The sequence below is a fragment of the Terrabacter sp. 2TAF16 genome (assembly GCF_052115065.1).
In the GTDB taxonomy this organism is placed as follows: domain Bacteria; phylum Actinomycetota; class Actinomycetes; order Actinomycetales; family Dermatophilaceae; genus Terrabacter.
The window spans coordinates 315,686-335,971 of record NZ_JBFRFZ010000006.1; the positions used below are offsets into that span (position 1 = coordinate 315,686).

Sequence of the window (20,286 nt, forward strand, 5' to 3'; positions counted from 1 at the left end):
GGGACGGGAGGTACGCGGGCGCGGGGAAACCTGGTTCGGCGGTCCCCGTGCCGCGTGGCACCATGGCGGGGTGATGAGTGAAGAGCAGAAGACCTCTCCGAGCCGCAAGCGCCCGACAACCGACGAGTTCCGGGCCTTCGTCGCGACAGGGTGGGCGCCGCGCGACACCGGGGTGACCCCCCGGGCCGAGGTCGCCGACCACGCAGCCCGTCGCCGTGACGCCGTCAGTGCCGCCTTCCCCGGTGAGCGCCTCGTCGTCCCGGCCGGCGGCCTCAAGGTGCGCAGCAACGACTGCGACTACGTCTTCCGTCCGCACAGCGCCTTCGCCCACCTGACGGGCCTCGGCAGCGACCGCGAGCCCGACGCCGTGCTCGTGCTCGAGCCGCGCGCCTCCGCCGACGGCGAGGCCGGCGACGGGCACGAGGCCGTTCTCTACTTCCGCCCGCTCGCCGACCGCGACACCGAGGAGTTCTTCGGCGACTCGCGCCACGGCGAGTTCTGGGTCGGGGCCCGCCCCACTCTCGCCGACATCGAGTCCGAGCTCGGCGTCACGGCCCGCCACATCGACGAGTTCGGTGAGGCCGTCGGCAAGGACGCCGGCCAGGTGGCGATCCGCGTCGTGCGCGACGCCGACGCGGAGGTCGCGACCCGCGTCGACAAGGCCCGCGCCGCCGCGGCCGAGACGCAGGAGTCCGCCGAGGCCGAGACCCGCGTCGACCGCCAGCGCGAGGCCGACGAGCAGCTCGCTGCGTTCCTCTCGACGCTCCGCTTCGTCAAGGACGAGTGGGAGGTCGAGCAGATGCGCGACGCCGTCGACGGCACCCACAAGGGCTTCGACGCCGTCATCGCCGACCTGCCCGAGGCGGTCCGCCGCGGCCGCGGCGAGCGCTGGGTCGAGGGCGTCTTCGGCCTGCACGCCCGCCACCACGGCAACGGTGTCGGCTACGACTCGATCTGCGCCAGCGGCGACCACGCCAACACGCTGCACTGGATCAAGAACACCGGCGACATCAAGGACGGCGACCTGCTGCTCCTCGACGCCGGCGTCGAGGTCGACTCGCTCTTCACCGCCGACATCACCCGCACCCTGCCGGTCAGCGGCACCTTCACCGACGCGCAGCGCAAGATCTACGACGCCGTGTTCGCAGCCCAGGAGGCCGGCATCGCCGCCTGCAAGCCGGGCAACAGGTTCAGCGACGTCCACGCAGCGGCCATCCGGGTCATCGCCGAGCACCTCCATGAGTGGGGCCTGCTCCCCGAGGGCATCGACGTCGAGGGCACGCTCGACGCCGACCACGGTCAGCACCACCGCCGCTGGATGGTGCACGGCACGAGCCACCACCTCGGCATCGACGTGCACGACTGCGCCCTCGCGACCCGCGAGGAGTACTCGGACGCCGAGCTGAAGCCGGGCATGGTCCTCACCGTCGAGCCGGGCCTCTACTTCAAGGCCGACGACGAGCTCGTCCCCGACGAGTTCCGCGGCAACGGCGTGCGCATCGAGGACGACATCCTCATCACCGAGGACGGCTGCGAGAACCTCTCGGCCGCGATGCCGCGCAGCTCCGACGAGGTCGAGCAGTGGATCGCCCGCATCTGGGACGGCGCCGAGGCCTGAGCGCCTGACCGACCCTCCCCCACCTGACCGAACGCGGCTTCGGTCTCGAGCTCAGCGGCCCGAACACCGCTTTCGAGACCGAACGCCGCGTTCGGTGGGTCAGGGCGACGTCGACGACACCGAGCCGTTCAGGTCGGGACCGGGGATCCTCGCGCTCCACTGCTCGACGAGCTCGACGAGCGAGGACGCGTCGGCGGACTCGAGGTTCGAGCCGAGCACGGCCGGTGCGCAGTCCGGGTCGATGGAGAGGCGCACGGGCGGCCCCACGGCATACGTGAGCAGGAGCGTGAACCGCCCGTTGCTCGGGTTGTCCGGGCCCTGGCACGTCTGCCCTGTCGGCTTCGTCGGCAGGGCGCGCAGCGCCGCGGCGACCTCGGCCGACTTCGCGGCGTCCAGCTGCGCCGCCTTCACCGTGCCGTCCGCCGCGTCACGGCACACGGTCGCCGTCGGGTTGCCCTCCGGGGCCAGGCTCCGGTCGTCGCCCAGGCGTCCCCACGACGCCCGGTTGCACGCGGCGACCCCGGCGGAGGGAGGGGTGCGGCTGCCGAACATCTGGTCGAGCACGACCGCCGGGCCGGGACCCGACCGGAAGTCGCCGTTCGTCGACGTCGAGCAGGCGTTGGCGTCGGCCAGCGCGCCGACCCACACGATCGCGTCACCGTAGGCGGCACCGACGACGTATGCCGTCTCGTTGCCGGCCATGAGCGTGCACACCCGCTGGGCCCCGGTGTCGCGCGGCGACCACGTCAGAGCCTCCACCAGTGCCGCCCGTTGCGCGTCGCTCGCGACGGTGCGCTTGGCCAGGCGGAACGGGGCCGAGACCGGCTTCATGATGTCGGCGGCCGGATAGCCGCAGACGACGAGCGAGGTCGGGTCGCGGTCGGGCAGGAGCCGACCCGTGGCGTCCACGCCCTGCGGCTTCTGCGGCACGGGCACGGGCTTGTCGAGGGCCGCGGTGTCGATGGACTCGGGGCACCGCAGACCCCCGTCGGCCTCGACGGGCTGGCTGGTGACGGGCCGCACCGGGCCGCCGGCGAGCGACGTCTCCCCCGGCTGGGGCGCGGTGGTGGTGCCGCATGCGACGAGCGCCAGCGCGGCGGCGACGCCGGTCGCGAGGACGCGGCCGACGGCATACGGGCGAGGCCTTCGGGACTGCATCGGGCGCTCCTTCGTCGGGGATCCGTCATCGGGAAGGACACCTGGGCGAGCGCTTTCGTTGCAGCTGCGTCAGCCGGCGGGAGGCGGCGGACCCGGCTGGTCCGGACTCGACGGCTGCGTCGGCGGCGAGGTCGGAGTGACCGGGGCGATGCCGATGCCCGCCCGGCCGCCGACGCCGATGCCCGCGTCGGCGAGGATCTGGCGACCCTGCTGGGCGAACTTGTGCTCGCAGAAGACCTCGTAGCGCGTCGCGACGACCTGGCTGACCGACGAGAAGTCGCGTGCACCGCGGGTGAAGGCGTAGCCGACGAGCGACCAGATGAGGCCGAACACGGCACCGTAGAGGGCGGTGTAGAGCAGCAGGGTCAACGGGTTCGAGGGGCGGGAGAAGAGCGAGAGGATCAGGCCCACGAAGAGCCCGAGCCACACGCCGGAGAGCAGACCGCCGAGAGCGACACGTCCCCACGTGAGGCGCGCGGTCACCCGCTCCATCTGCTTGAGGTCGGTGCCGACGATGAGGCAGTTCTCGACCGGGAACTGGTTGTCGGAGAGCGTGTCGACGGCCTTCTGCGCGTCGACGTACTGCTCGAACACACCCAGCGACATGGGGTACTCCAGGGAGAGTGTCGCGAATCCCTGGCGTCCCCCCGGACCCTTCGGTTGCAGGCTCATGCGTCCATCCTCGCATCCCCGCTCCGGTGGAGAGGGGCCCTCAGGCCTTGAGCTTGTAGTCCTCGACGAGGCGGCGGCCGATGATCATCCGCTGGATGTCGGCCGTGCCCTCGCCGATGAGCAGCATCGGCGCCTCGCGGTAGAGGCGCTCGATCTCGTACTCCTTGGAGTAGCCGTAGCCGCCGTGGATGCGGAAGCTGTCCTCGACGACCTGCGAGCAGTACTCGGACGCAAGGTACTTCGCCATGCCGGCCTCGAGGTCGTTGCGCTGGCCGGAGTCCTTCTTGCGGGCGGCCTTGACCATCATCTCGTGCGCGGCCTCGACCTTGACGGCCATGTCGGCGAGGCGGAAGAGCACGGCCTGGTGGTCGACGATCTTCTTGCCGAAGGTCTCGCGCTGCTGGGCGTAGGAGATGCCGAGCTCGAAAGCCCTTCTCGCGACACCACATCCGCGGGCAGCGACGTTGACACGGCCGACCTCGACGCCGTCCATCATCTGGTAGAAGCCCTTGCCCGGCTCGCCTCCGAGGATCTGCGCGTCGGTCGTGCGGTGCCCGTCGAAGATGAGCTCGGTCGTGTCGACGCCCTTGTAGCCCATCTTGTCGATCTTGCCGGGCACCGTGACGCCCTGGGCGGTCTCGCCGAAGCCCGACTCCTTGTCGACGAGGAAGGTCGTCATGTTCTTGTAGACGGAGTCGGCGCCAGTGTCGGTCTTGACGAGGACGGCGACGAGGTTGGCGGAGCCGCCGTTGGTCAGCCACATCTTCTGTCCGGTGATCGACCACTCGCCGTCGTCGCCCTTGACGGCCTTGGTCTTGATGGCGGCCACGTCCGAACCGCAGCCCGGCTCGCTCATCGAGAACGCACCCCGGATCTCGCCCGTCGCCATCTTCGGCAGGTAGTGCTGCTTCTGCTCCTCGGTCCCGTGCTGGAGCACCATGTACGCGACGATGAAGTGGGTGTTGATGATGCCGCTGACACTCATCCAGCCGCGCGCGATCTCCTCGACGCAGAGGGCGTAGGTCAGCAGGGACTCGCCCAGGCCGCCGTACTCCTCGGGGATCATCAACCCGAAGATCCCCATCTCCTTCATTCCGTCGACGATGGCCTGGGGGTACTCGTCCCGGTGCTCGAGCTCCATGGCGACGGGGATGATCTGCTCGTCGACGAACTCACGGACGAGCTTGATCAGCTCGGTCTGCTCCTCGGTGAGGCCGTCGGTCTGCTGCAGTCGGGACATGCTCGGATCGCCACCTTGCGTCTGGGCTCTCGGACAACTGCGACCGAGTATGCCGTCGCCCCGGGCACGCGGTCAGCGCGCCCGCGTGTGAGTGTCGACACCTGTGTCCTCGGTCACCGGAGTTCGTCGGAGCCACCAGCTACCAGAGCTGGCCGAAGGCGACCTTCTTGGCCTTGACCGGACCCTCGAGCGTCGAACGCTGGCTGAAGTCGCCGTCCTTGAGCCCGGCCGTCACGGTGCGGAGCAGCTCGGTGCGGGTCGCCGTCGGGCCTGCCTTCATGGCCTTGAGGAAGAGGTAGGTGAAGGCCCCGTTGGAGCGGCCGTCGAACGTCGCGTCCGACGCCGTCTGGTTGGGCTTGCACGCCGCGAAGAGGACGGGCTTCGAGGCCGTGGCGCGGCTCTTCGTCAGCTCGACGAGCGCCTTGCGGTCGACGGTGCGCACCGGCGTGACGGCGCGGATCGCCCGGGACTGGTCGAGTCCGCGGGGGGTGGGTGGCGGAAGGTAGCGCGGTTTGCGGCCGAGGAGCTGGGCCTGGAGGATCTCGTCGAGGTCCTTGAGGCCGGTGCCGCTGTGGCACGTGTCGAGCAGCACCTCGAGCAGCACGCCGGCGGGCACGCGGGCGAAGAGGTCGCGCAGCTCGTCGTCGACGATGACGGTGTCGCGGTCCCACTGGTCGCCCTTCTGGCGGATGTCGTGGCACGCGAAGGCCTCGTCGAGACCGTCCGGCTCGTCGTCGCCACCGGGCTCGTTGGGCACCTGCGTGCCGTGGCTGGAGAAGGTGAAGATGAGGTGGTCACCGGCCTTCGCGGTGTCGACGAGCGTCGTCAGCGCCGTCATGACGGCCTTCTTCGTCGCGCCGGCGTCGGTGAGCACCGTCGTCGCGCGGGCCGTGAAGCCGAGGGGCCGCAGCGCCTTGGCGATGTCGTTCGCGTCGTTGACGCAGCCGTTGAGCCAGCTCGTCTGCGGCAGCGACTCGAACTCGTTGATCCCCACGCACAGCGCCCTGCTTGCCATGGCCGTTCCTTCCTTCTCGGAACCCCTCGGTTGAGCGGGTTCGACTGGGGTGTATGCCGTTTCACAGTGTCTCGAGGACCGCGTCGGGTCTCGCGTACACGACGTAGGCGAGCCACGTCGGGTCGTCCGCGTCCCGCGCGGCCGCCCGGGCGAGCGCGCTCGCCCGGGACATCTGGGTGCCCTTGAGCAGCTCCTCGTAGAGCGTCTCGACGAAAACCCGTGCCGGCTCCTCCTGGACCGACCACAGGCACGACACGAACGCCGAGGCACCGGCGTCGAGGAACGCCTTGGCGAAACCGCCCACCGTCGTGAAGAGCTCGCCGGACCGTCCGGTCTGGCAGGCGTTGAGGACGACGATGGGACCGACGCTGTCGGGTCCGGTCCAGTCGAGGTTCTGGGACACGTCGGTCGAGCTGAGGTACTGCTCGCGCACGGTGGTGCCGCGCCGCTGGCCCTTGAGCAGCACCTTCGCCTCGGCGATGTCGTCGGAACGTGCCGCCCCGTGGCCCGAGAAGTGGAGCAGGTCGAAGCCGCCGCCGCGCAGGAGACGCTCGACGCCGCTCGGGGTCGCCGTCACGGCCTTGGCGCCGAACCGGTCCTTGAGGTAGCCGGCCTCGGCGGCACCGACGTCGTTCTTGAACATCGGGTTGGCGTAGACGGGACAGATCGACCGTGCGTGGCCCCGCCGCACGCGGACGGCCCGGGGCGGGAAGCTGCCGAGCTGCCAGCGCACGAGCCCGCCGGACGCGAGGAAGCGTGGCGTGGTGCCGCGTTTGCCGCGAGCGGGCTTGAGGTGGACGAGCTCCCACGGCACGAACGGCTCGTCGGTGTAGACGATGAGGTCGTGCACGAGGTCGCGGTGCTCCCAGAGGTAGGCCTGCATGTCCTCGGGGAAGAACTGGTCGAAGAGCATGGTGCCGGTGTTCTGCAGCTGCGACATCCTCTGGCGCGGCGTCAGGTCGGGGTCCTTGATGACCCGCTCCACCTCGGCGATCCGGTCGCGCACGAACTCGTCGCGCCCGAGGATCGGTGCCGACTCGAAGACCCGCTCGGCCTCGCCCGGCACGAGCCGGAGCGCATAGCTGTAGACGCGCTCGCCCGTGACGCGACGACTCTCGACGATGTCGAGGCAGGGCAGGCCGTCGAGCTCTGGTGCGTCGATGCCGGTGTGGACCGTGGCGGTGACGGGCGTCGCGGCGACCAGCCCCGCAGCGGCTGCGGTCGACTCCAGGGTGACCGAGGCGACGGGCACCCAGCCCTGTCGCAGGACGACGGAGACGCGGACGGGCCCGGGCGCGAGGGCACGTACCCGGAAGGTCAGCTCGCTGGCCCAGTCGCCGCTCGGCAGGCCGAAGACCTTGGCGTCGGTCTCGAGGACCTGCACGTTGTCCTTGGCGTAGACCTGCACGCTGATCGGGCGCTCCGCGTCGACGTGGACCGTCCTCGAGACGTGGACCGTGCCCTCCGTCGGTGCCAGCGTCTGCCGTGCCAGCCGGACCCGCACCGTGGCGTCGGCACCCGGGCACACCGTGGAGGGCATCTCCGCCGCGAGCTCGGCCTCCGTCGTTCCCTCGAGAGGGCTCGTCGGTCCAGCGCTCGGGGGCTTCTCGCGGTCACGGCGCGTCGCCTTCTTCGCCGTCGCCTTCTTCGCCGTCGCCTTCGTCGCCCTCTTCGACGTCGTCTTCCGGACGCCCGTCCGCGCCGGCGGCTCCGCCCGCGGGCCAGTGGAGGGTCTCGCAGGCGGGCGTGCGGTCGAGCCGGGAGGCCTGGTCGCGGACGGCGGACGGGCGGCCGTCGGTGGCCGGGCGGCGGTGGTCGACGCCTCCATCTCGGCCATCTCGAGTCCACGCTCGTCCCCACCACCGTCGGCGCCGAGCACCGGCCCCGCGGTCATCCACTCGGGCAGGTGCGCCTCCTCCTCGGACGCGCCGAGCCCGAGGGGCAGCCACTGCGAGATCGCACCGATGACGGAGAGCTGTGAGAAGTAGTTGACGTGGTAGACGACGTCGTTGGTGCCGAGCGCAAACGTGTCGCGCACGTAGCCGCCGGTCGGCAGGCCGATCGCCGACATCGAGTCGGTGTCGACGACAAGGTCGTTGCGCCCCTTGAAGATCCCGTCGACGAAGCCCTCGGCGAGACGGACGGCGAGCTCGCGGGGGAACTCGGGCGGGTTGTGGTGGTCGTCGAGGAGCGACACGTGGAAGTCGGACGAGACGACGTACCAGCTCGTCCCGGGTCGGGGCTGGCCCGGCTGGTCCTCGTTGAGGGTCGTGACGAAGGGCCCGTCGGGCGTCATGGCGGCGAGGCCGGGCACGCCGTCGTCGCCGGCGGCATACGACACGAGGTACTTCACGAGCGCGCCGAGGCCACGGACGACACCGCTGACGACGGCCGCGAAGGGGGCCCCGCCGGGCACGAGGGAGAGACCGGCGGCGGTCACCATGACGAGGTTCGTGTAGAGGTCGACGAGGTCGTGCCAGCGCTCTGGGTCGGCGAGGTGGGTGCCGCCGTTGGTGGAGGCCACGAAGACGATGGAGTCGACCGCCACGCGCAGTCCGGCACCCGGCAGCACCGACTCGACGAACGACCGCGTGACCAGCCCGCCGCGGCTGTGCGTGATGACGTCGAGGACGAGCTCGCCGTCGTGGGGCGCGAGCAGGGCGAGCAGGTCGCGGGCGTTGCGCTCCGGGTCGACGCTGAGCGTGCGGTGGTCGAAGCCGATGACGGCGTCGTACGCGGACACGAGGGTGTCGACGAAGCCCTCCGCGCCGGGCGTGACGGCGAGAGCCCCGAAGGCACTGGTGGTCGACGAGAACGTGCCGTGGACGAGGAGCAGAACCCGTGCCGCGCGGTCGGTGGGGAGGCCCACCTCCGCGAGCGAGCCGACGGGCTTCCACGCGTCGAGCGCTCCCCCCGTGACGTGGACGAGCCCGGTGCGCACGCCCGACTCGAGTCGCTCGACGACCTTGCCGACGATGACGGGCGCGGCGAAGCGCAGCACGATCGCCTGGAGGACGCCGTGGGCGAGATCGCCGAGCAGCCCACGGTCAGCCGGTTCTGCGCCCGGCCCGTCGAGGCCCCGTGACCGCGGTCGCGGACGGCGCGGGCGCTCCGGCTGCACCGACAGGGCGAAGGACACGGTGCGGGGGCCGGGGTCGATCGACCGCGTGCGCTCGGCCGCATCGACCGGCAGGTGCCACGAGTAGACCCCGTCGCGCTCGAGCAGGATGACGGCGTCGTTGCCGGCCGGCACGTCGACGTCGAGCTTCACGGTGCCCACCCTGTTGGCCGGCGCGGGACCACCTAGGTCGCGAGATCGCTGTGGTGTCAGGTCGATCCGGTCGACGACGACGAAGTCGTCGGTGCGCAGGGCCTCGACGAGGGCGGCCCGCTCGGCCGCCCGCCGGTCTCCTGACGGCAGGTCCCGGTCGGTGCGGTCGGTCGCGGCGGACGCGTCGTAGCCGCGGGGCGCACGCACGCGCACCGCTCCCCCGCCGAAGGACGCGGACGGCATACCTGGGCTCCCTCCGAGACGTCTCCCCTGCTCCTTGCCACGGTAGAGGTGAACGGGGGGCTCGGTGATACAGATCGCGGCAAACACTCGAAGCCACGCGGAATCAATTCCGTTGCGCGGGACCCGCTGGATGCGCCAGTCTCTTCGCGAGCGCAGTGGCACACGGCCGCACGCCAGACCCCAAGGAGGGTGACATGACCATCACGGCCCCGGGCATGCCTGCCCACATCTCTTCTTCCTTGGAGTTCTCTTGTCATTCAACGCTTTTCACGACGACGACCTCGCGGTCGTCGACACCAGACTGACCGCTCGGCGCACCCTCGGCCTCGAGGACGAGCCGTACGCGGTCGACACCGACCCCGACGGCCCTCCCGAAGGTGACCGGTGGTCGAGCTGGGACGGAGCCACCCACGGCCCGAAGCCCCGCCCCGACTGGGTCATCACCGACCTCGGCGCCGTCGAGGCCGACCTCGGGGTGCTCAAGACCGGCAAGGAGGCCGACGTCCACCTCGTCCGACGGTGGGTGCCCGGCTCCGCCGACCGGGACGTGCTCATGGCCGGCAAGCGGTACCGGTCGAGCAAGCACCGCATGTTCCACCGCGACTCCGGCTACCTCGAGGGCCGGCGGGTGCGGAAGTCGCGCGAGACGCGGGCCATCCGGACCCGCACCGCGTTCGGCAAGGAGCTGATCAGCGGCCTCTGGGCGTTCGCCGAGTTCGAGACGCTGGTCCGCCTCTGGCACGAGGGGCTGCCGGTGCCCTACCCGGTGCAGATGTCCGACGACGAGATGCTGATGGAGTTCATCGGCACCCCCGACGGGCAGGCCGCGCCGCGGCTGGCGCAGGTGCGTCCGGACCCGGACCTGCTGCCGGTGCTGTTCGAGCAGCTGCGTGAGGCGATGCTGCGGCTCGCCGAGCTCGGCTGGGCGCACGGTGACCTCTCCCCGTACAACGTGCTGCTCGAGGGCCAAGGGGACGACACGCGGCTCGTCCTCATCGACTGGCCGCAGGTCGTCGACGTCATCGGCAACCCGCACGGCCCGGAGTTCCTCGAACGCGACACCCGCAACATGTGTGACTGGTTCACCCGTCGTGGGTATGCGGTCGACGAGGGCCTGCTCTTCGGTGACCTCATCGCGGCGGCGACGTCGCGGTGGTAGCGACGCTCGTCGTCACACCGACGGGCCACAGACCAGATGGAGGCCACCCGTTCGTGGGGTGGCCTCCATCGTCTGTGCGGGCGCTCTCGGTCAGTCGGTGAGGAAGTCCGCCGGGTGGCCGAACTTCCCGGAGTGGACGAAGGCCTCGAGCGGCAGGCGGGACCGCGGCAGCCGCGCCCGGGCCAGCACCCAGTCCGGCATCTCGCCGTCGTCGTCCGGGCCGGCGGGCAGTCCGAGCGCGATGCCCGTCGTGACCGCCCAGTGCGGCGGCACGGCGAACCGCTCGGTCGCCGCACCGTGGTCGAAGCCGCCGAACTGACGCACCTGCAGGCCCATCGAGCGAGCCTGCACGGTGATGTGGGCGACCGCCTGCCCGAGGTCGAACATCGCGTAGTCGCTGTAGGCGAGCTCGTGGTCCTCGTCGGTCGCGACCTGGTGCAGCGTCAGGATGATCGCCGAGGCGGACGGCGCCCACACCTGGTTGGCTGACGAGAGGACCTCGACCATGGCCGCGTGCGTGTCGTCGCCGCGCAGACCGACGATGAAGCCCCAGGGCTGCGAGTTGCCGGCCGACGGCGACCACCGCGCGGCCTCGAGGATCGCGCGCAGGGTGTCGGGGCCGAGCACGTGCGACCGGTCGTAGACCATGACGCTCTCGCGGTCGCGTAGCAGGGGCGTCAGCGTCTCCGGCTGCGCCGTGGGCGCCATCTGAACCGCGGGCGCATGCCGTCCGCCGACCACCGTCTCGTCACTCACGTCTCGATCGCCGTCCTCACGCACTCGTCAACCATGCCGCAGCCCGGCGTCTTCCCGGCCCGGGTGTGGGCGGCACCACGCCGGTGGCCGAGGGACCGGCGACGTGCCACGTCAGTAGGCGCGGCCGACGACCGCGACCACGCCGGCGTCGGACTCCGAGGTCGGCACGGAGCCGTCAGGCATCGTCAGGCACCGGACCGTCACTGCCGACTCCGCGAGCAGCGACTCTCCCTCCTCACCGAGGGTCGACCACGGGATGGTGGCCCAGCCGGCGCGGGCCGCCTCGGCGGCCTCCTCGATGGTGCTCACGGCGGCGGTGTTCGTGTCGCGGTGGGCGAGCGCGGCGGCGTACAGCGCGTCGTGGTCCTCGTCGAGCGCGCCGGTCACCGTGTCGACGACGCCGCCGAGCGGCACCGACGACTTGCCACCGGCGATGCGTCGGGCGACGGTGACGGAGCCCTCGGCGAGGTCGCGGGGACCGACCTCGACCCGCAGCGGGATGCCCTTGAGCTCGGCATCGACGGCGCGACGTCCGAACGGCGTGTCGACACGGGCGTCGAGCTCGGCCCGCACCCCGCGCGCGAGGAGGTCGGCGACGACCTGACGCGCTGCCTCGACCACGCCCTCGCCGTCCTTGACGACCATGACGAGCGCCTGGACGGGAGCGAGCCTCGGCGGCATACGCAGACCGTGGTCGTCACCGTGGCCCATGATGAGGCCGCCGAGCATGCGGGTCGAGCTGCCCCACGACGTCGTCCAGCACGTCTCCTGGCGGCCCTGCTCGGACAGGTAGGTGATGTCGAAGGCCTTGGCGAAGTTCTGGCCGAGCTCGTGGCTCGTGCCCATCTGCAGGGCCTTGCCGTCGCGCATCATCCCTTCCAGCGCAAGGGTGTTCGTCGCACCGGCGAAACGCTCGCGCTTCGTCTTGCGACCGAGGACGACGGGCATGGCGAGCATCTCGCGCATGAACGGCGCATAGACCTCCTCGTGGATCCGCTTCGCGTAGAGGCGCGCGTCCTCTTCGGTGGCGTGCGCCGTGTGGCCCTCCTGCCAGAGGAACTCGCTCGTGCGCAGGAAGATCCGCGGGCGCAGCTCCCACCGCACGACGTTGGCCCACTGGTTGAGCAGCAGCGGCAGGTCGCGGTAGCTCTGCGTCCATTTCGCCATGTACTCGCCGATGACCGTCTCGGAGGTCGGGCGCACGACGACCTTCTCCTCGAGCTCCTTGCCGCCCGCATGGGTCACGACCGCGAGCTCGGGGCTGAAGCCCTCGACGTGCTCGGCCTCGCGGCTGAGGTAGGACTCCGGGATGAAGAGCGGGAAGTAGGCGTTGCGTGCGCCGGCCTCCTTGATGCGCCGGTCCATGTCGGCCTGCATCCGCTCCCAGATCGCGTAGCCGTACGGTCGGATGACCATGGTGCCGCGCACCGGACCGTTGTCGGCGAGCTCCGCCTTGGCGACGATGTCCTGGTACCACCGGGGGAAGTCCTCGGACTGGGGTGTGAGCACGGTCTTGGCCATGGCCCCGATCCTATGATCGGCCCCGGGGGCGCCGTCACGTCGATTCCGCCTAGGCCCGCTCCATCGTGGCGACCATGAAGGCCTGCCAGGCCTCTCGGCTGTCGCCGAGCTCCGCCGGGCTGCCGGTCTGCTCGAGGATGCGGGTGGTCGCCTCCCGGGTCACGTCGTCGAAGTCGCCGGAGATCTCCACGTCGGTGCGACCCCAGACGTGCCGGCACATCGCCTGGACGGCCTGCACCTGGGCGTCGGAACGACGGATGAGGCGCGGACGCTCCGGCCCGAACCGGCCGAGGTCGACGTGGATGTGGTTGCTGTGCGCCGCGTCGAAGAGGTAGGTCAGGACGTCGGCGAACTCGTGGTGCAGTCCGGCGGCCGTGCGCCAGTAGAGCGCGAGGCGACGACGCAGCTCGGGCGCCGGTGCGTCACGCCACAGGTCGTAGCGCAGGCTCGTCAGGTCGCGGCCGTCGGCGCGCAGCCGCGCGATGTCGATGGCCTCCCCCGAGCTGTGCCACGACGTCGCCGAGCCGCGGACCCAGGCCCCGTAGGAGCGCACCTCGTCGGGCACCTGGCCGACGTGGCGCCGGTGCAGGGCGAGCCACCGGTCGAGGCGCGCCCCGAACGGCTCGGTGACGTAGTACGTGGCGGGACGGGCCGTCACCTCGTAGACGTAGGCCGCGGCCCCGATGCGCTGCCGCGCCTGCAGGGCCGAGCGGTCGACCGGCTGCGGGTCGATGCGCAGCTCCGGCGGCGTCGGCTCACCCAGGCCCGCCAGCCGCGGGAGGGACGCGAGGCCGGGACCGCGCGACACGGCATACGCCCCTCCGGCGGCGACGGCACCCACCGCGCCGAGCGTGAGCAGGCGGCGGCGGGTCAGTCCGCTCTGACCGGATCGCGGCGCGTCCGGCTCGGGGCGCCGGGCTGCCTGCTCCCCCGTCCGCATCTGCTGGCCCATGCCTGGTCCAACGTGCGAGGCGGTCAGGGTGTCCCCCGGGCAACGAAGCCGATGGGCAGACTCAAGGAAGCCAGCGGGGGGCGCCGTCCCGGGAGCAGAACGCCGCCCCGACCTCGCTCGATCGGGGCATTTCGTCGTCAGCCGGGTGCGTCCCGGCGCGCGTCGCCCCGTCGCGTGGCCGCCTGAGTCCTACGCTCCCCGCATGTCCTCCGACACCGGGCCGTCTCGACGCGTCGTCCTGCTCGGAGCGCTCGGTCTGGCGACGGCGACGACCGGGGTCGGCGGCTGCTCCGCCACCGACGGGCCGACCCTCAGCGACGGGGTGCTGTCGGACCGCTTCGGTGTCGAGGCCCCACGCTGGCGGATGGCCGTGCCCCGCGCAGGCCGAACCCGGGGGCTCGTCGTGGCGCTGCACGGTTTCGGAGGGGGCGCCGACGACGCGTTCAACCTCGGTTTCGGCGATGCCGTCGAGCCCTCCAGGATGGCGCTGGTCTCCGTCGACGGGGGCAACAGCTACTGGCACCCACGCCGCGACGGCAGCGACACCGGGGCGATGGTCCGTGACGAGCTCGTGCCGATGGCGCTGAAGGCTGCCGGGCTGCCGGCGTCCTCGCCGGTCGTCCTGCTCGGGTGGTCGATGGGCGGCTTCGGTGCGCTTCTCATCGCGAGCGAGCTCGGGCGTTCTCGCGTCAGCGGCGTCGTCGCCGCGAGCGCAGCACTGTGGCAGAAGGGCAGCGAGACGCCCGCCCGCGCCTACGACGGGCGGGCCGACTTCGACCGGCACTCGATCTTCAACCGGCTGGACCGGCTGCAGGGCATTCCCGTGAGGCTCGACTGCGGCATGTCCGACCCGTTCATCGCCGCGAACCGCGTTCTGGCCCTGCGCCTTCCGGGCACCGAGGCCCACTTCACCCCAGGTGGCCACGACGACGGCTTCTGGAGCGGCAACGTCAGCGCCGAGATGACCTGGGCGGCCGCCCGGTCCTGACGGCCCGGCTCACGCAGCGCGGTGCAGGTCGTGGGCGTCCGGCAGGCGGCGGAAGCCGGCCGAGACGTAGGCGGCGACACCACCGACGTTGGCGCTCGGGGTGCAGACCAGGCAGCTCGAGGCGCCCAGCTCCCGGAGGGTGGCCGCGCTCGCGAGGGTGATCGCGCGCCCGTGGCCGCGGCCCCGGTGGTCGCGGTGCGCCCCCAGCGGCTCGATGAGACCGGGTCGCCCCGGTCCGGCCGACCACACGGTCGCGGTTGCCACCGCGGCTCCGGACTCGTCGTAGGCGACGAGGCACCTCGCGTCGACGTAGGCAGGCCCGGACGCCATCTCCCGCCACCGCTCCTCGCTGAACGTCGAGGTCTCGAACGACGCGCGCTGGACCGCCACCCGGTCACGGAGCCGCTCCGGCTCCGGGTCCGCGCCGACGACCTCCACCCGCAGTCCGCTGTCCTCGACGGGCTCGGTCAGGTCTCGGACGAGCGGCGTCCACGGCTCGCCGTCGGCCCATCCGTCGTCCGCGAGGCGGGCGCGGAAGGCATCACCGAAACGCGCCTCCACCGAGCCCTCCCCGGCGGGGAGCACGCCACGCTCGGGACGCGACACGTCGGAGAGCAGCTGCTGCGCCAGCTCGTCGTCGTCACCGGCCTCCGGCGCGATCGCCATCCGGAGCACGCGCGGGTCGTCGAGGAACCCGACTGCGACGAGGCGCCCGTCGCGGCTCCATGTGCGAACGGCCGCCGCGGTCGCGTCGGCGCCGAAGCTCCAGTTCCAGCCGAGGTCGCCGGGGTGCAGCTGGACCGGTATCCCGTCCTGCTGCCACTCGCGCATCTCGTTCACGGCCTCGACGAGGCCCTGGACTCCCGGCGCGCTCAGCTCGATCGACATGCCCCGATCCAACACCGTCCACGCGCGAGCGCACACCTCGTTTTGCGACGGCACCGTGCCCTGCGGCGAGCGGTGTCCACGGGTGTCGGTCAGGACAGCGCGGCGATGGCCTCGGCGGTCGCGAGGACCTTGTGGGCGGTGTCGACGTGCAGGCTCTCGATGAGCCTCCCGTCGAGGGTGACGACGCCCTTGCCCTCGGCCCGCGCGGTCTCGAAGGCGGCGATCACGGCCCGCGCCTGCTCGACCTGCTCGGCGCTCGGCGCGAAGACGTCGTTGCACGCCTCCACCTGCCCCGGGTGGATCAGCGTCTTGCCGTCGAAGCCCATCTCCCGGCCCTGGCGCGCCTCGGCGAGGAAGCCGTCGGAGTCCTTGACGTCGTTGTAGACGCCGTCGACGACAGCCACCCCGGCAGCCCGCGCCGCGAGGACCGCGAGCTGGAGCGAGGTCTGGATCGCGATCCGTCCCGGGGCGAAGCTCGCGCCGAGCTCCTTGTAGAGGTCGTTCGTGCCGAGCACGAGACAGGCAAGACGGTCGGACGCGCGCGCGATCTCCTCGGCGTGCAGCACGGCCACCGGCGTCTCGACCATCGCCCAGAGCCGCGTGTGCTCCGGAGCGCCGGCGGCCTCCATCGCGGCGACGAGGCCGCGCACCTCGTCGGCCGAGCCGACCTTGGGCACGACGATCGCGTCAGGTCCGGCTGCGGCCGCCGCCGCGAGGTCGGCGTCGTGCCACTGCGACCCCAGGCCGTTGACCCGGATCGTCAGCTCACGCCGGCCGTAGTCTCCGGACTGCACTGCGGCGCATGCCTTCTCGCGCGCCGTCCCCTTCGCATCGGGGGCGACGGCGTCCTCGAGGTCGAGGATGAGGGCATCGACGGGAAGGGTCTTCGCCTTCTCCAGGGCGCGCTCGTTGGAGCTCGGCATGTAGAGCACCGAGCGTCGGGGGCGGTATGCGTCGGGCTCGACGGGCACGGCAGTCAGCCTTCCTGCGGGGCGGGCTCGGCGGCATACAGCTCGGCGAGCGCGGGGTCGGTCTGGGAGAGACGCTCGGCGAGCTCGACGATGACGAGACACTGCTTGAGGCTGGCGTCGTCCTCCATCTTCCCGTCGAGCATGACGGCACCCGTGCCGTCGCCCATCGCGGCGACGACGCGTCGCGCGTGCGCGACGTCCTCGGCCGACGGGCTGAAGACGCGTTTGGCGATCTCGATCTGCACCGGGTGCAGCGACCACGTGCCGACGCAGCCGAGGAGGAAGGCGTTGCGGAACTGGTCCTCGCACGCGACGACGTCCTGGATGTCGCCGAACGGTCCGTAGTACGGGTAGATCCCGTGCATCGCGCACGCATCGACCATGCGGGCGATCGTGTAGTGCCAGAGGTCCTGCTGCGCCGTCGCGCGCGCTCCCGTGATGTCACCGTCGACGGGGTCGGTGCGCACGAGGTAGCCGGGGTGCCCGCCGCCGACGCGGGTCGTCTTCATGCGTCGGTCGGCCGCGAGGTCGGCCGGTCCCAGCGACAGGCCCTGCATGCGCGGCGAGGCGCCACAGATCTCCTCGACGTTGACCATGCCGCGCGCCGTCTCGAGGATCGCGTGCACGAGGATCGGACGGGTCAGGCCCGCTTTCGCCTCGAGCTGGGCGAGGAGGCGGTCGACGTAGTGGATGTCCTCGGCGCCCTGCACCTTCGGCACCATGACGACGTCGAGCTTGTCGCCGATCTCCGTGACGAGGGTCGTGAGGTCGTCGAGCGCCCACGGGCTGTCCAGCGCGTTGATGCGCGTCCAGAGCTGGGTGTTCTCGCCGAAGTCGGTGGCCTTCGCGATCTCGACGAGGCCGGCCCGGGCCGCCTCCTTGCGGTCGGCCTTGACGGCGTCCTCGAGGTTGCCGAGGAGGACGTCGACGGTGCCGACGAGATCCGGCACCTTCGCGGCCATCTTCGGGTTGCTCGGGTCGAAGAAGTGGATGACCCGGGACGGGCGGGCCGGCACCTGCGTCAGGGGCGTCGGCGCCCCCACCGCGAGCGGCCGGAAGAAGTCCTTGGCGCTGCGCATGGGCGTCAACGTAGCAACGGGCGGACGGCCCGCGTTATGACGACAGTCACGCGTACCGCCGATGAGGGCGGGATCACTAAGGTGGCGGTGTGACCGAGCGCGCGACCGAGCCTGTGACCGAGCAGGGCGCAGGGACGAGCCCCGAGAAGGGCACGGGGACGGGCACCGAACAGGTGCCCTCCGCGCCCACGGCGCCGCCCACGCAGGCCGACCCGCAGTCCGCCGCGTCCGCCGCCTCCGCGACCGCCCTGCTCGGCGAGGCGATGGCGAAGTCCGGTCTGCTCTGGATCGAGGTCGCCGACGACCGCACGTGGCCGGCCTGGCACGTGTGGGACGACGGGGCGGCCCTCGTCGTGAGCGGACCGGGCGAGCAGCCACTCCCGTGGCTGCCCAAGGAGGTCAGGGTCATCCTGCGCAGCAAGGACACCGGGGGCCGCCTGCTCACGGTCCGCGCACACGTCCACGTCCTCGAGCCCGGCACCCCCGAGTGGCAGCGCGCGGCCGAGCTCCTCCGCGCGTCGCGGCTCAACTCGGTCGACGACTCGCTGACACGCTGGGCGGCCGAGTGCACCGTCACCGCCCTCGTGCCCTTCGACAGCCCGCTCGAGTCCCCCGGCGCATATGCCGCCCACGACCACCGCGAGCCCCCGGCCCGCACCGCCGCGACGACCACGTCCTGGCGCCCGTGGCACTGGGGTGGGCGCGGCGAGGAGAAGGCCGAGCGCAAGCGGGCCAAGGACGAGGCGAAGGCCGCGCGCAACGCCGCGAAGGAGCGCGCGAAGCTGCGCAAGAAGCGCCAGCGACGTGGCACCCGTCGCCGCGGACGCTGACCCCATAGCCTTGGGCCATGAGTGCGAGCACCCGCGTCTTCGTCGCGCGCCTGACCGGACTGAGCGTCTTCGACCCGCTCGGTGACCAGGTCGGGCGCGTGCGCGACGTCGTCGTGATGTTCTCGGTCAACCGACCCGAGCCCCGCGTCATCGGCCTCGTCGTCGAGGTGCCCGGTCGCCGCCGGGTCTTCGTGCCGATGACCCGGGTCACGTCGATCGACGCCGGCGCCGTCATCACGACCGGCCTGGTAAACATGCGCCGCTTCGAACAGCGCACCAACGAGGTCCTCGTCGCCGCCGAGCTGTTCGACCGGACCGTCCGCGTCACGACGGCCGAGGCCGTCGAGGCCGGCTTCGCCGACTCGCTCGTCGAGGACCTTGCCATCGAGCAGGGCCCGCGTCGCGACTGGATCGGCACGCGGGTCTTCGTCCGGCAGGCGCCGGCGGGGGTCTCGTCGGCCTCGAAGGCGATGTCCCGGCTCACGCGTCGCCGCTCGGGCAAGACGATGCTCGTCGACATCCGCGACGTCGTCGGCCTCCACGAGCAGGCCGGCGCCCAGAGCGCCGAGCGCCTCCTCGAGACCTACGACGACCTCAAGGTCGCCGACCTCGCCGAGGTCATCCACGACCTCAACCCCAAGCGCCGGGCCGAGGTGGCCGCCGCGCTCGACGACGAGCGCCTCGCCGACGTGCTCGAGGAGCTGCCGGAGGACGACCAGGTCGAGATCCTCGCCGGCCTGGCCAACGAACGCGCGGCCGACGTCCTCGAGGCGATGGAGCCCGACGACGCGGCCGATCTGCTCGCCGACCTGCCGCCCGAGCAGGCCGAGGAGCTGCTCCAGCTCATGGAGCCCGACGAGGCCGCTCCCCTGCGTCGTCTGCTCGCCTACGACGAGAAGACCGCCGGCGGCATGATGACGACCGAACCCGTCATCCTCGGACCCGAGGCGACCATCGCCGAGGCCCTCGCGACGGTGCGCCGCGAGGAGCTCGCCCCGGCGCTGGCGTCGATGGTCTACGTCTGCCGCCCGCCGCTCGAGGCCCCGACCGGCCGCTACCTCGGCCTCGTCCACATCCAGCGCCTGCTGCGCGAGCCGCCGCACGGCGCCGTCGGGTCGATCATCGACAAGGAGATCGAGCCCGTCGTGGCCACCGCGTCGCTCGAGACCGTGACGCGCACCCTCGCGACCTACAACCTCGTCTCGCTGCCCGTCGTCGACGACGACGGACGCCTCATCGGAGCGGTCACCGTCGACGACGTGCTCGACCACATCCTCCCGGAGGACTGGCGTGAGGAGCGGCACGAGCTGGGGGTGAAGCCGTGAGCGAGCGCGCCGAGCGTCGTCCTGGCGCCCGGGCGGTCCGCGGGGACAAGCTCGACCAGCCGCAGGAGAAGCGTGCCCGGGTCCTGCCCCGGATCACCCTGACCCAGGAGGCCTTCGGCGTCCTGTCCGAGCAGTTCGCCCGCTTCATGGGCACGGCCCAGTTCCTCATCGGGATGACGGTCTTCGTCGCCGCCTGGATCGCCTGGAACGTCCTCGCGCCCCCGGGGCTCGTCTTCGACGAGTTCCCGTTCATCTTCCTGACGCTCATGCTGAGCCTCCAGGCGTCGTATGCCGCACCGCTCATCCTCCTCGCGCAGAACCGCCAGGCCGACCGCGACCGGGTGGCCCTCGAGCAGGACCGGGCCCGCGACGAGCGCAACCTCGCCGACACCGAGTTCCTGACCCGCGAGGTGGCCTCCCTGCGTCTCGCCCTGCGTGAGCAGGCCACGCGTGACTTCGTGCGCTCCGAGCTGCGTTCGCTGCTCGAGGAGATGGAGGACCGCGGGATCGTCCACGGCGCCGACGACGAGCCCAAGGACAACCGGCACCGACCGTGAGCGAGCGCACCCCGGCCGTGGTCGGGAGGCCCGGCACGTCGGC

At 71.7% G+C, this 20,286-nt stretch carries 17 protein-coding genes; 6 read left to right on the forward strand and 11 right to left on the reverse strand.

Annotated elements, in window-relative coordinates; genetic code table 11:
• Window positions 1-73: 73 nt before the first annotated feature.
• Window positions 74-1,618 (forward strand): aminopeptidase P family protein, encoded by a 1,545-nt coding sequence (locus tag AB4Z14_RS10260; protein WP_442275105.1) that lies wholly within the window; start codon window positions 74-76, stop codon window positions 1,616-1,618.
• 99 nt (window positions 1,619-1,717) lie between these two features.
• Here the strand turns inward: AB4Z14_RS10260 and AB4Z14_RS10265 are convergent, their stop codons facing one another.
• The 5 genes from AB4Z14_RS10265 to AB4Z14_RS10285 all read right to left on the reverse strand — a co-directional run bounded on the left by AB4Z14_RS10265 (window position 1,718) and on the right by AB4Z14_RS10285 (window position 9,217).
• Window positions 1,718-2,776 carry a hypothetical protein gene (locus tag AB4Z14_RS10265; RefSeq protein WP_442275106.1) on the reverse strand — a complete coding sequence of 353 codons (1,059 nt, stop codon included), beginning with the start codon at window positions 2,774-2,776 and terminating at the stop codon, window positions 1,718-1,720.
• Window positions 2,777-2,845: 69 nt separating this feature from the next.
• Window positions 2,846-3,448 carry a general stress protein gene (locus AB4Z14_RS10270; RefSeq protein ID WP_442275107.1) on the reverse strand — a complete coding sequence of 201 codons (603 nt, stop codon included), beginning with the start codon at window positions 3,446-3,448 and terminating at the stop codon, window positions 2,846-2,848.
• A 40-nt stretch (window positions 3,449-3,488) separates the two neighbouring features.
• A complete protein-coding gene (locus AB4Z14_RS10275; RefSeq protein ID WP_442275108.1) occupies window positions 3,489-4,688 on the reverse strand; it encodes an acyl-CoA dehydrogenase family protein in 1,200 nt (399 codons plus the stop codon).
• Window positions 4,689-4,827: 139 nt separating this feature from the next.
• On the reverse strand, window positions 4,828-5,703 hold the full coding sequence (locus AB4Z14_RS10280; RefSeq protein WP_442275109.1) for a caspase family protein: 876 nt from the start codon (window positions 5,701-5,703) through the stop codon (window positions 4,828-4,830).
• A gap of 61 nt (window positions 5,704-5,764) precedes the next feature.
• Complete coding sequence (locus tag AB4Z14_RS10285) at window positions 5,765-9,217, reverse strand: DUF7379 domain-containing protein (protein WP_442275110.1); 3,453 nt, start codon at window positions 9,215-9,217, stop codon at window positions 5,765-5,767.
• A 250-nt stretch (window positions 9,218-9,467) separates the two neighbouring features.
• On the opposite strand from AB4Z14_RS10285, the gene AB4Z14_RS10290 reads away from it, so the two are divergent.
• The gene (locus AB4Z14_RS10290; protein WP_442275111.1) at window positions 9,468-10,376 is read left to right on the forward strand and encodes a serine protein kinase RIO; all 909 of its coding nucleotides are present in this window, start codon (window positions 9,468-9,470) and stop codon (window positions 10,374-10,376) included.
• A 90-nt stretch (window positions 10,377-10,466) separates the two neighbouring features.
• Here AB4Z14_RS10290 and AB4Z14_RS10295 read toward each other — a convergent pair whose 3' ends face one another.
• The 3 genes from AB4Z14_RS10295 to AB4Z14_RS10305 all read right to left on the reverse strand — a co-directional run bounded on the left by AB4Z14_RS10295 (window position 10,467) and on the right by AB4Z14_RS10305 (window position 13,605).
• A complete protein-coding gene (locus AB4Z14_RS10295) occupies window positions 10,467-11,132 on the reverse strand; it encodes a nitroreductase family protein (RefSeq protein ID WP_442275112.1) in 666 nt (221 codons plus the stop codon).
• Window positions 11,133-11,243: 111 nt separating this feature from the next.
• A complete protein-coding gene (proS, locus tag AB4Z14_RS10300) occupies window positions 11,244-12,653 on the reverse strand; it encodes a proline--tRNA ligase (RefSeq protein ID WP_442275113.1) in 1,410 nt (469 codons plus the stop codon).
• Window positions 12,654-12,702: 49 nt separating this feature from the next.
• Window positions 12,703-13,605: an extensin family protein gene (locus tag AB4Z14_RS10305; RefSeq protein WP_442275114.1), complete on the reverse strand. Its 903-nt coding sequence runs from the start codon at window positions 13,603-13,605 to the stop codon at window positions 12,703-12,705.
• Window positions 13,606-13,807: 202 nt separating this feature from the next.
• On the opposite strand from AB4Z14_RS10305, the gene AB4Z14_RS10310 reads away from it, so the two are divergent.
• Entirely contained in the window at window positions 13,808-14,593 is a 786-nt protein-coding gene (locus AB4Z14_RS10310) for an alpha/beta hydrolase-fold protein (protein ID WP_442275115.1), read from the forward strand.
• A 9-nt stretch (window positions 14,594-14,602) separates the two neighbouring features.
• Here the strand turns inward: AB4Z14_RS10310 and AB4Z14_RS10315 are convergent, their stop codons facing one another.
• The 3 genes from AB4Z14_RS10315 to AB4Z14_RS10325 form a co-directional block, all read right to left on the reverse strand.
• Window positions 14,603-15,481, reverse strand: a complete 879-nt coding sequence (locus tag AB4Z14_RS10315) for a GNAT family N-acetyltransferase (RefSeq protein ID WP_442275116.1) — start codon at window positions 15,479-15,481, stop codon at window positions 14,603-14,605.
• Between the two features lie 89 nt (window positions 15,482-15,570).
• On the reverse strand, window positions 15,571-16,452 hold the full coding sequence (locus AB4Z14_RS10320; protein ID WP_442275117.1) for an HpcH/HpaI aldolase/citrate lyase family protein: 882 nt from the start codon (window positions 16,450-16,452) through the stop codon (window positions 15,571-15,573).
• 5 nt (window positions 16,453-16,457) lie between these two features.
• Entirely contained in the window at window positions 16,458-17,531 is a 1,074-nt protein-coding gene (locus tag AB4Z14_RS10325) for an HpcH/HpaI aldolase/citrate lyase family protein (protein WP_442275118.1), read from the reverse strand.
• 89 nt (window positions 17,532-17,620) lie between these two features.
• Between AB4Z14_RS10325 and AB4Z14_RS10330 the strand changes: the two genes are divergently transcribed.
• The 3 genes from AB4Z14_RS10330 to AB4Z14_RS10340 are packed head-to-tail and all read left to right on the forward strand — an operon-like array spanning window position 17,621 to window position 20,243.
• Window positions 17,621-18,361 carry a hypothetical protein gene (locus tag AB4Z14_RS10330; RefSeq protein ID WP_442275119.1) on the forward strand — a complete coding sequence of 247 codons (741 nt, stop codon included), beginning with the start codon at window positions 17,621-17,623 and terminating at the stop codon, window positions 18,359-18,361.
• A gap of 17 nt (window positions 18,362-18,378) precedes the next feature.
• The gene (locus AB4Z14_RS10335) at window positions 18,379-19,686 is read left to right on the forward strand and encodes a magnesium transporter MgtE N-terminal domain-containing protein (RefSeq protein ID WP_020143111.1); all 1,308 of its coding nucleotides are present in this window, start codon (window positions 18,379-18,381) and stop codon (window positions 19,684-19,686) included.
• Window positions 19,683-20,243, forward strand: coding sequence for a DUF1003 domain-containing protein (locus AB4Z14_RS10340; protein ID WP_442275120.1), 561 nt, complete (start codon window positions 19,683-19,685; stop codon window positions 20,241-20,243). Before AB4Z14_RS10335 ends, AB4Z14_RS10340 begins: the two co-directional genes overlap by 4 nt.
• Window positions 20,244-20,286 lie beyond the last annotated feature (43 nt).

What these genes read in the sequence shown, in the direction of transcription:
- AB4Z14_RS10260 (WP_442275105.1), top strand. Translation starts at nt 74, where the DNA reads ATGAGTGAAGAGCAGAAGACCTCTCCGAGCCGCAAGCGCCCGACAACC.
- AB4Z14_RS10265 (WP_442275106.1), bottom strand. Translation starts at nt 2,776, where the DNA reads ATGCAGTCCCGAAGGCCTCGCCCGTATGCCGTCGGCCGCGTCCTCGCG.
- AB4Z14_RS10270 (WP_442275107.1), bottom strand. Translation starts at nt 3,448, where the DNA reads ATGAGCCTGCAACCGAAGGGTCCGGGGGGACGCCAGGGATTCGCGACA.
- AB4Z14_RS10275 (WP_442275108.1), bottom strand. Translation starts at nt 4,688, where the DNA reads ATGTCCCGACTGCAGCAGACCGACGGCCTCACCGAGGAGCAGACCGAG.
- AB4Z14_RS10280 (WP_442275109.1), bottom strand. Translation starts at nt 5,703, where the DNA reads ATGGCAAGCAGGGCGCTGTGCGTGGGGATCAACGAGTTCGAGTCGCTG.
- AB4Z14_RS10285 (WP_442275110.1), bottom strand. Translation starts at nt 9,217, where the DNA reads ATGCCGTCCGCGTCCTTCGGCGGGGGAGCGGTGCGCGTGCGTGCGCCC.
- proS (WP_442275113.1), bottom strand. Translation starts at nt 12,653, where the DNA reads ATGGCCAAGACCGTGCTCACACCCCAGTCCGAGGACTTCCCCCGGTGG.
- AB4Z14_RS10305 (WP_442275114.1), bottom strand. Translation starts at nt 13,605, where the DNA reads ATGGGCCAGCAGATGCGGACGGGGGAGCAGGCAGCCCGGCGCCCCGAG.
- AB4Z14_RS10310 (WP_442275115.1), top strand. Translation starts at nt 13,808, where the DNA reads ATGTCCTCCGACACCGGGCCGTCTCGACGCGTCGTCCTGCTCGGAGCG.
- AB4Z14_RS10315 (WP_442275116.1), bottom strand. Translation starts at nt 15,481, where the DNA reads ATGTCGATCGAGCTGAGCGCGCCGGGAGTCCAGGGCCTCGTCGAGGCC.
- AB4Z14_RS10325 (WP_442275118.1), bottom strand. Translation starts at nt 17,531, where the DNA reads ATGCGCAGCGCCAAGGACTTCTTCCGGCCGCTCGCGGTGGGGGCGCCG.
- AB4Z14_RS10335 (WP_020143111.1), top strand. Translation starts at nt 18,379, where the DNA reads ATGAGTGCGAGCACCCGCGTCTTCGTCGCGCGCCTGACCGGACTGAGC.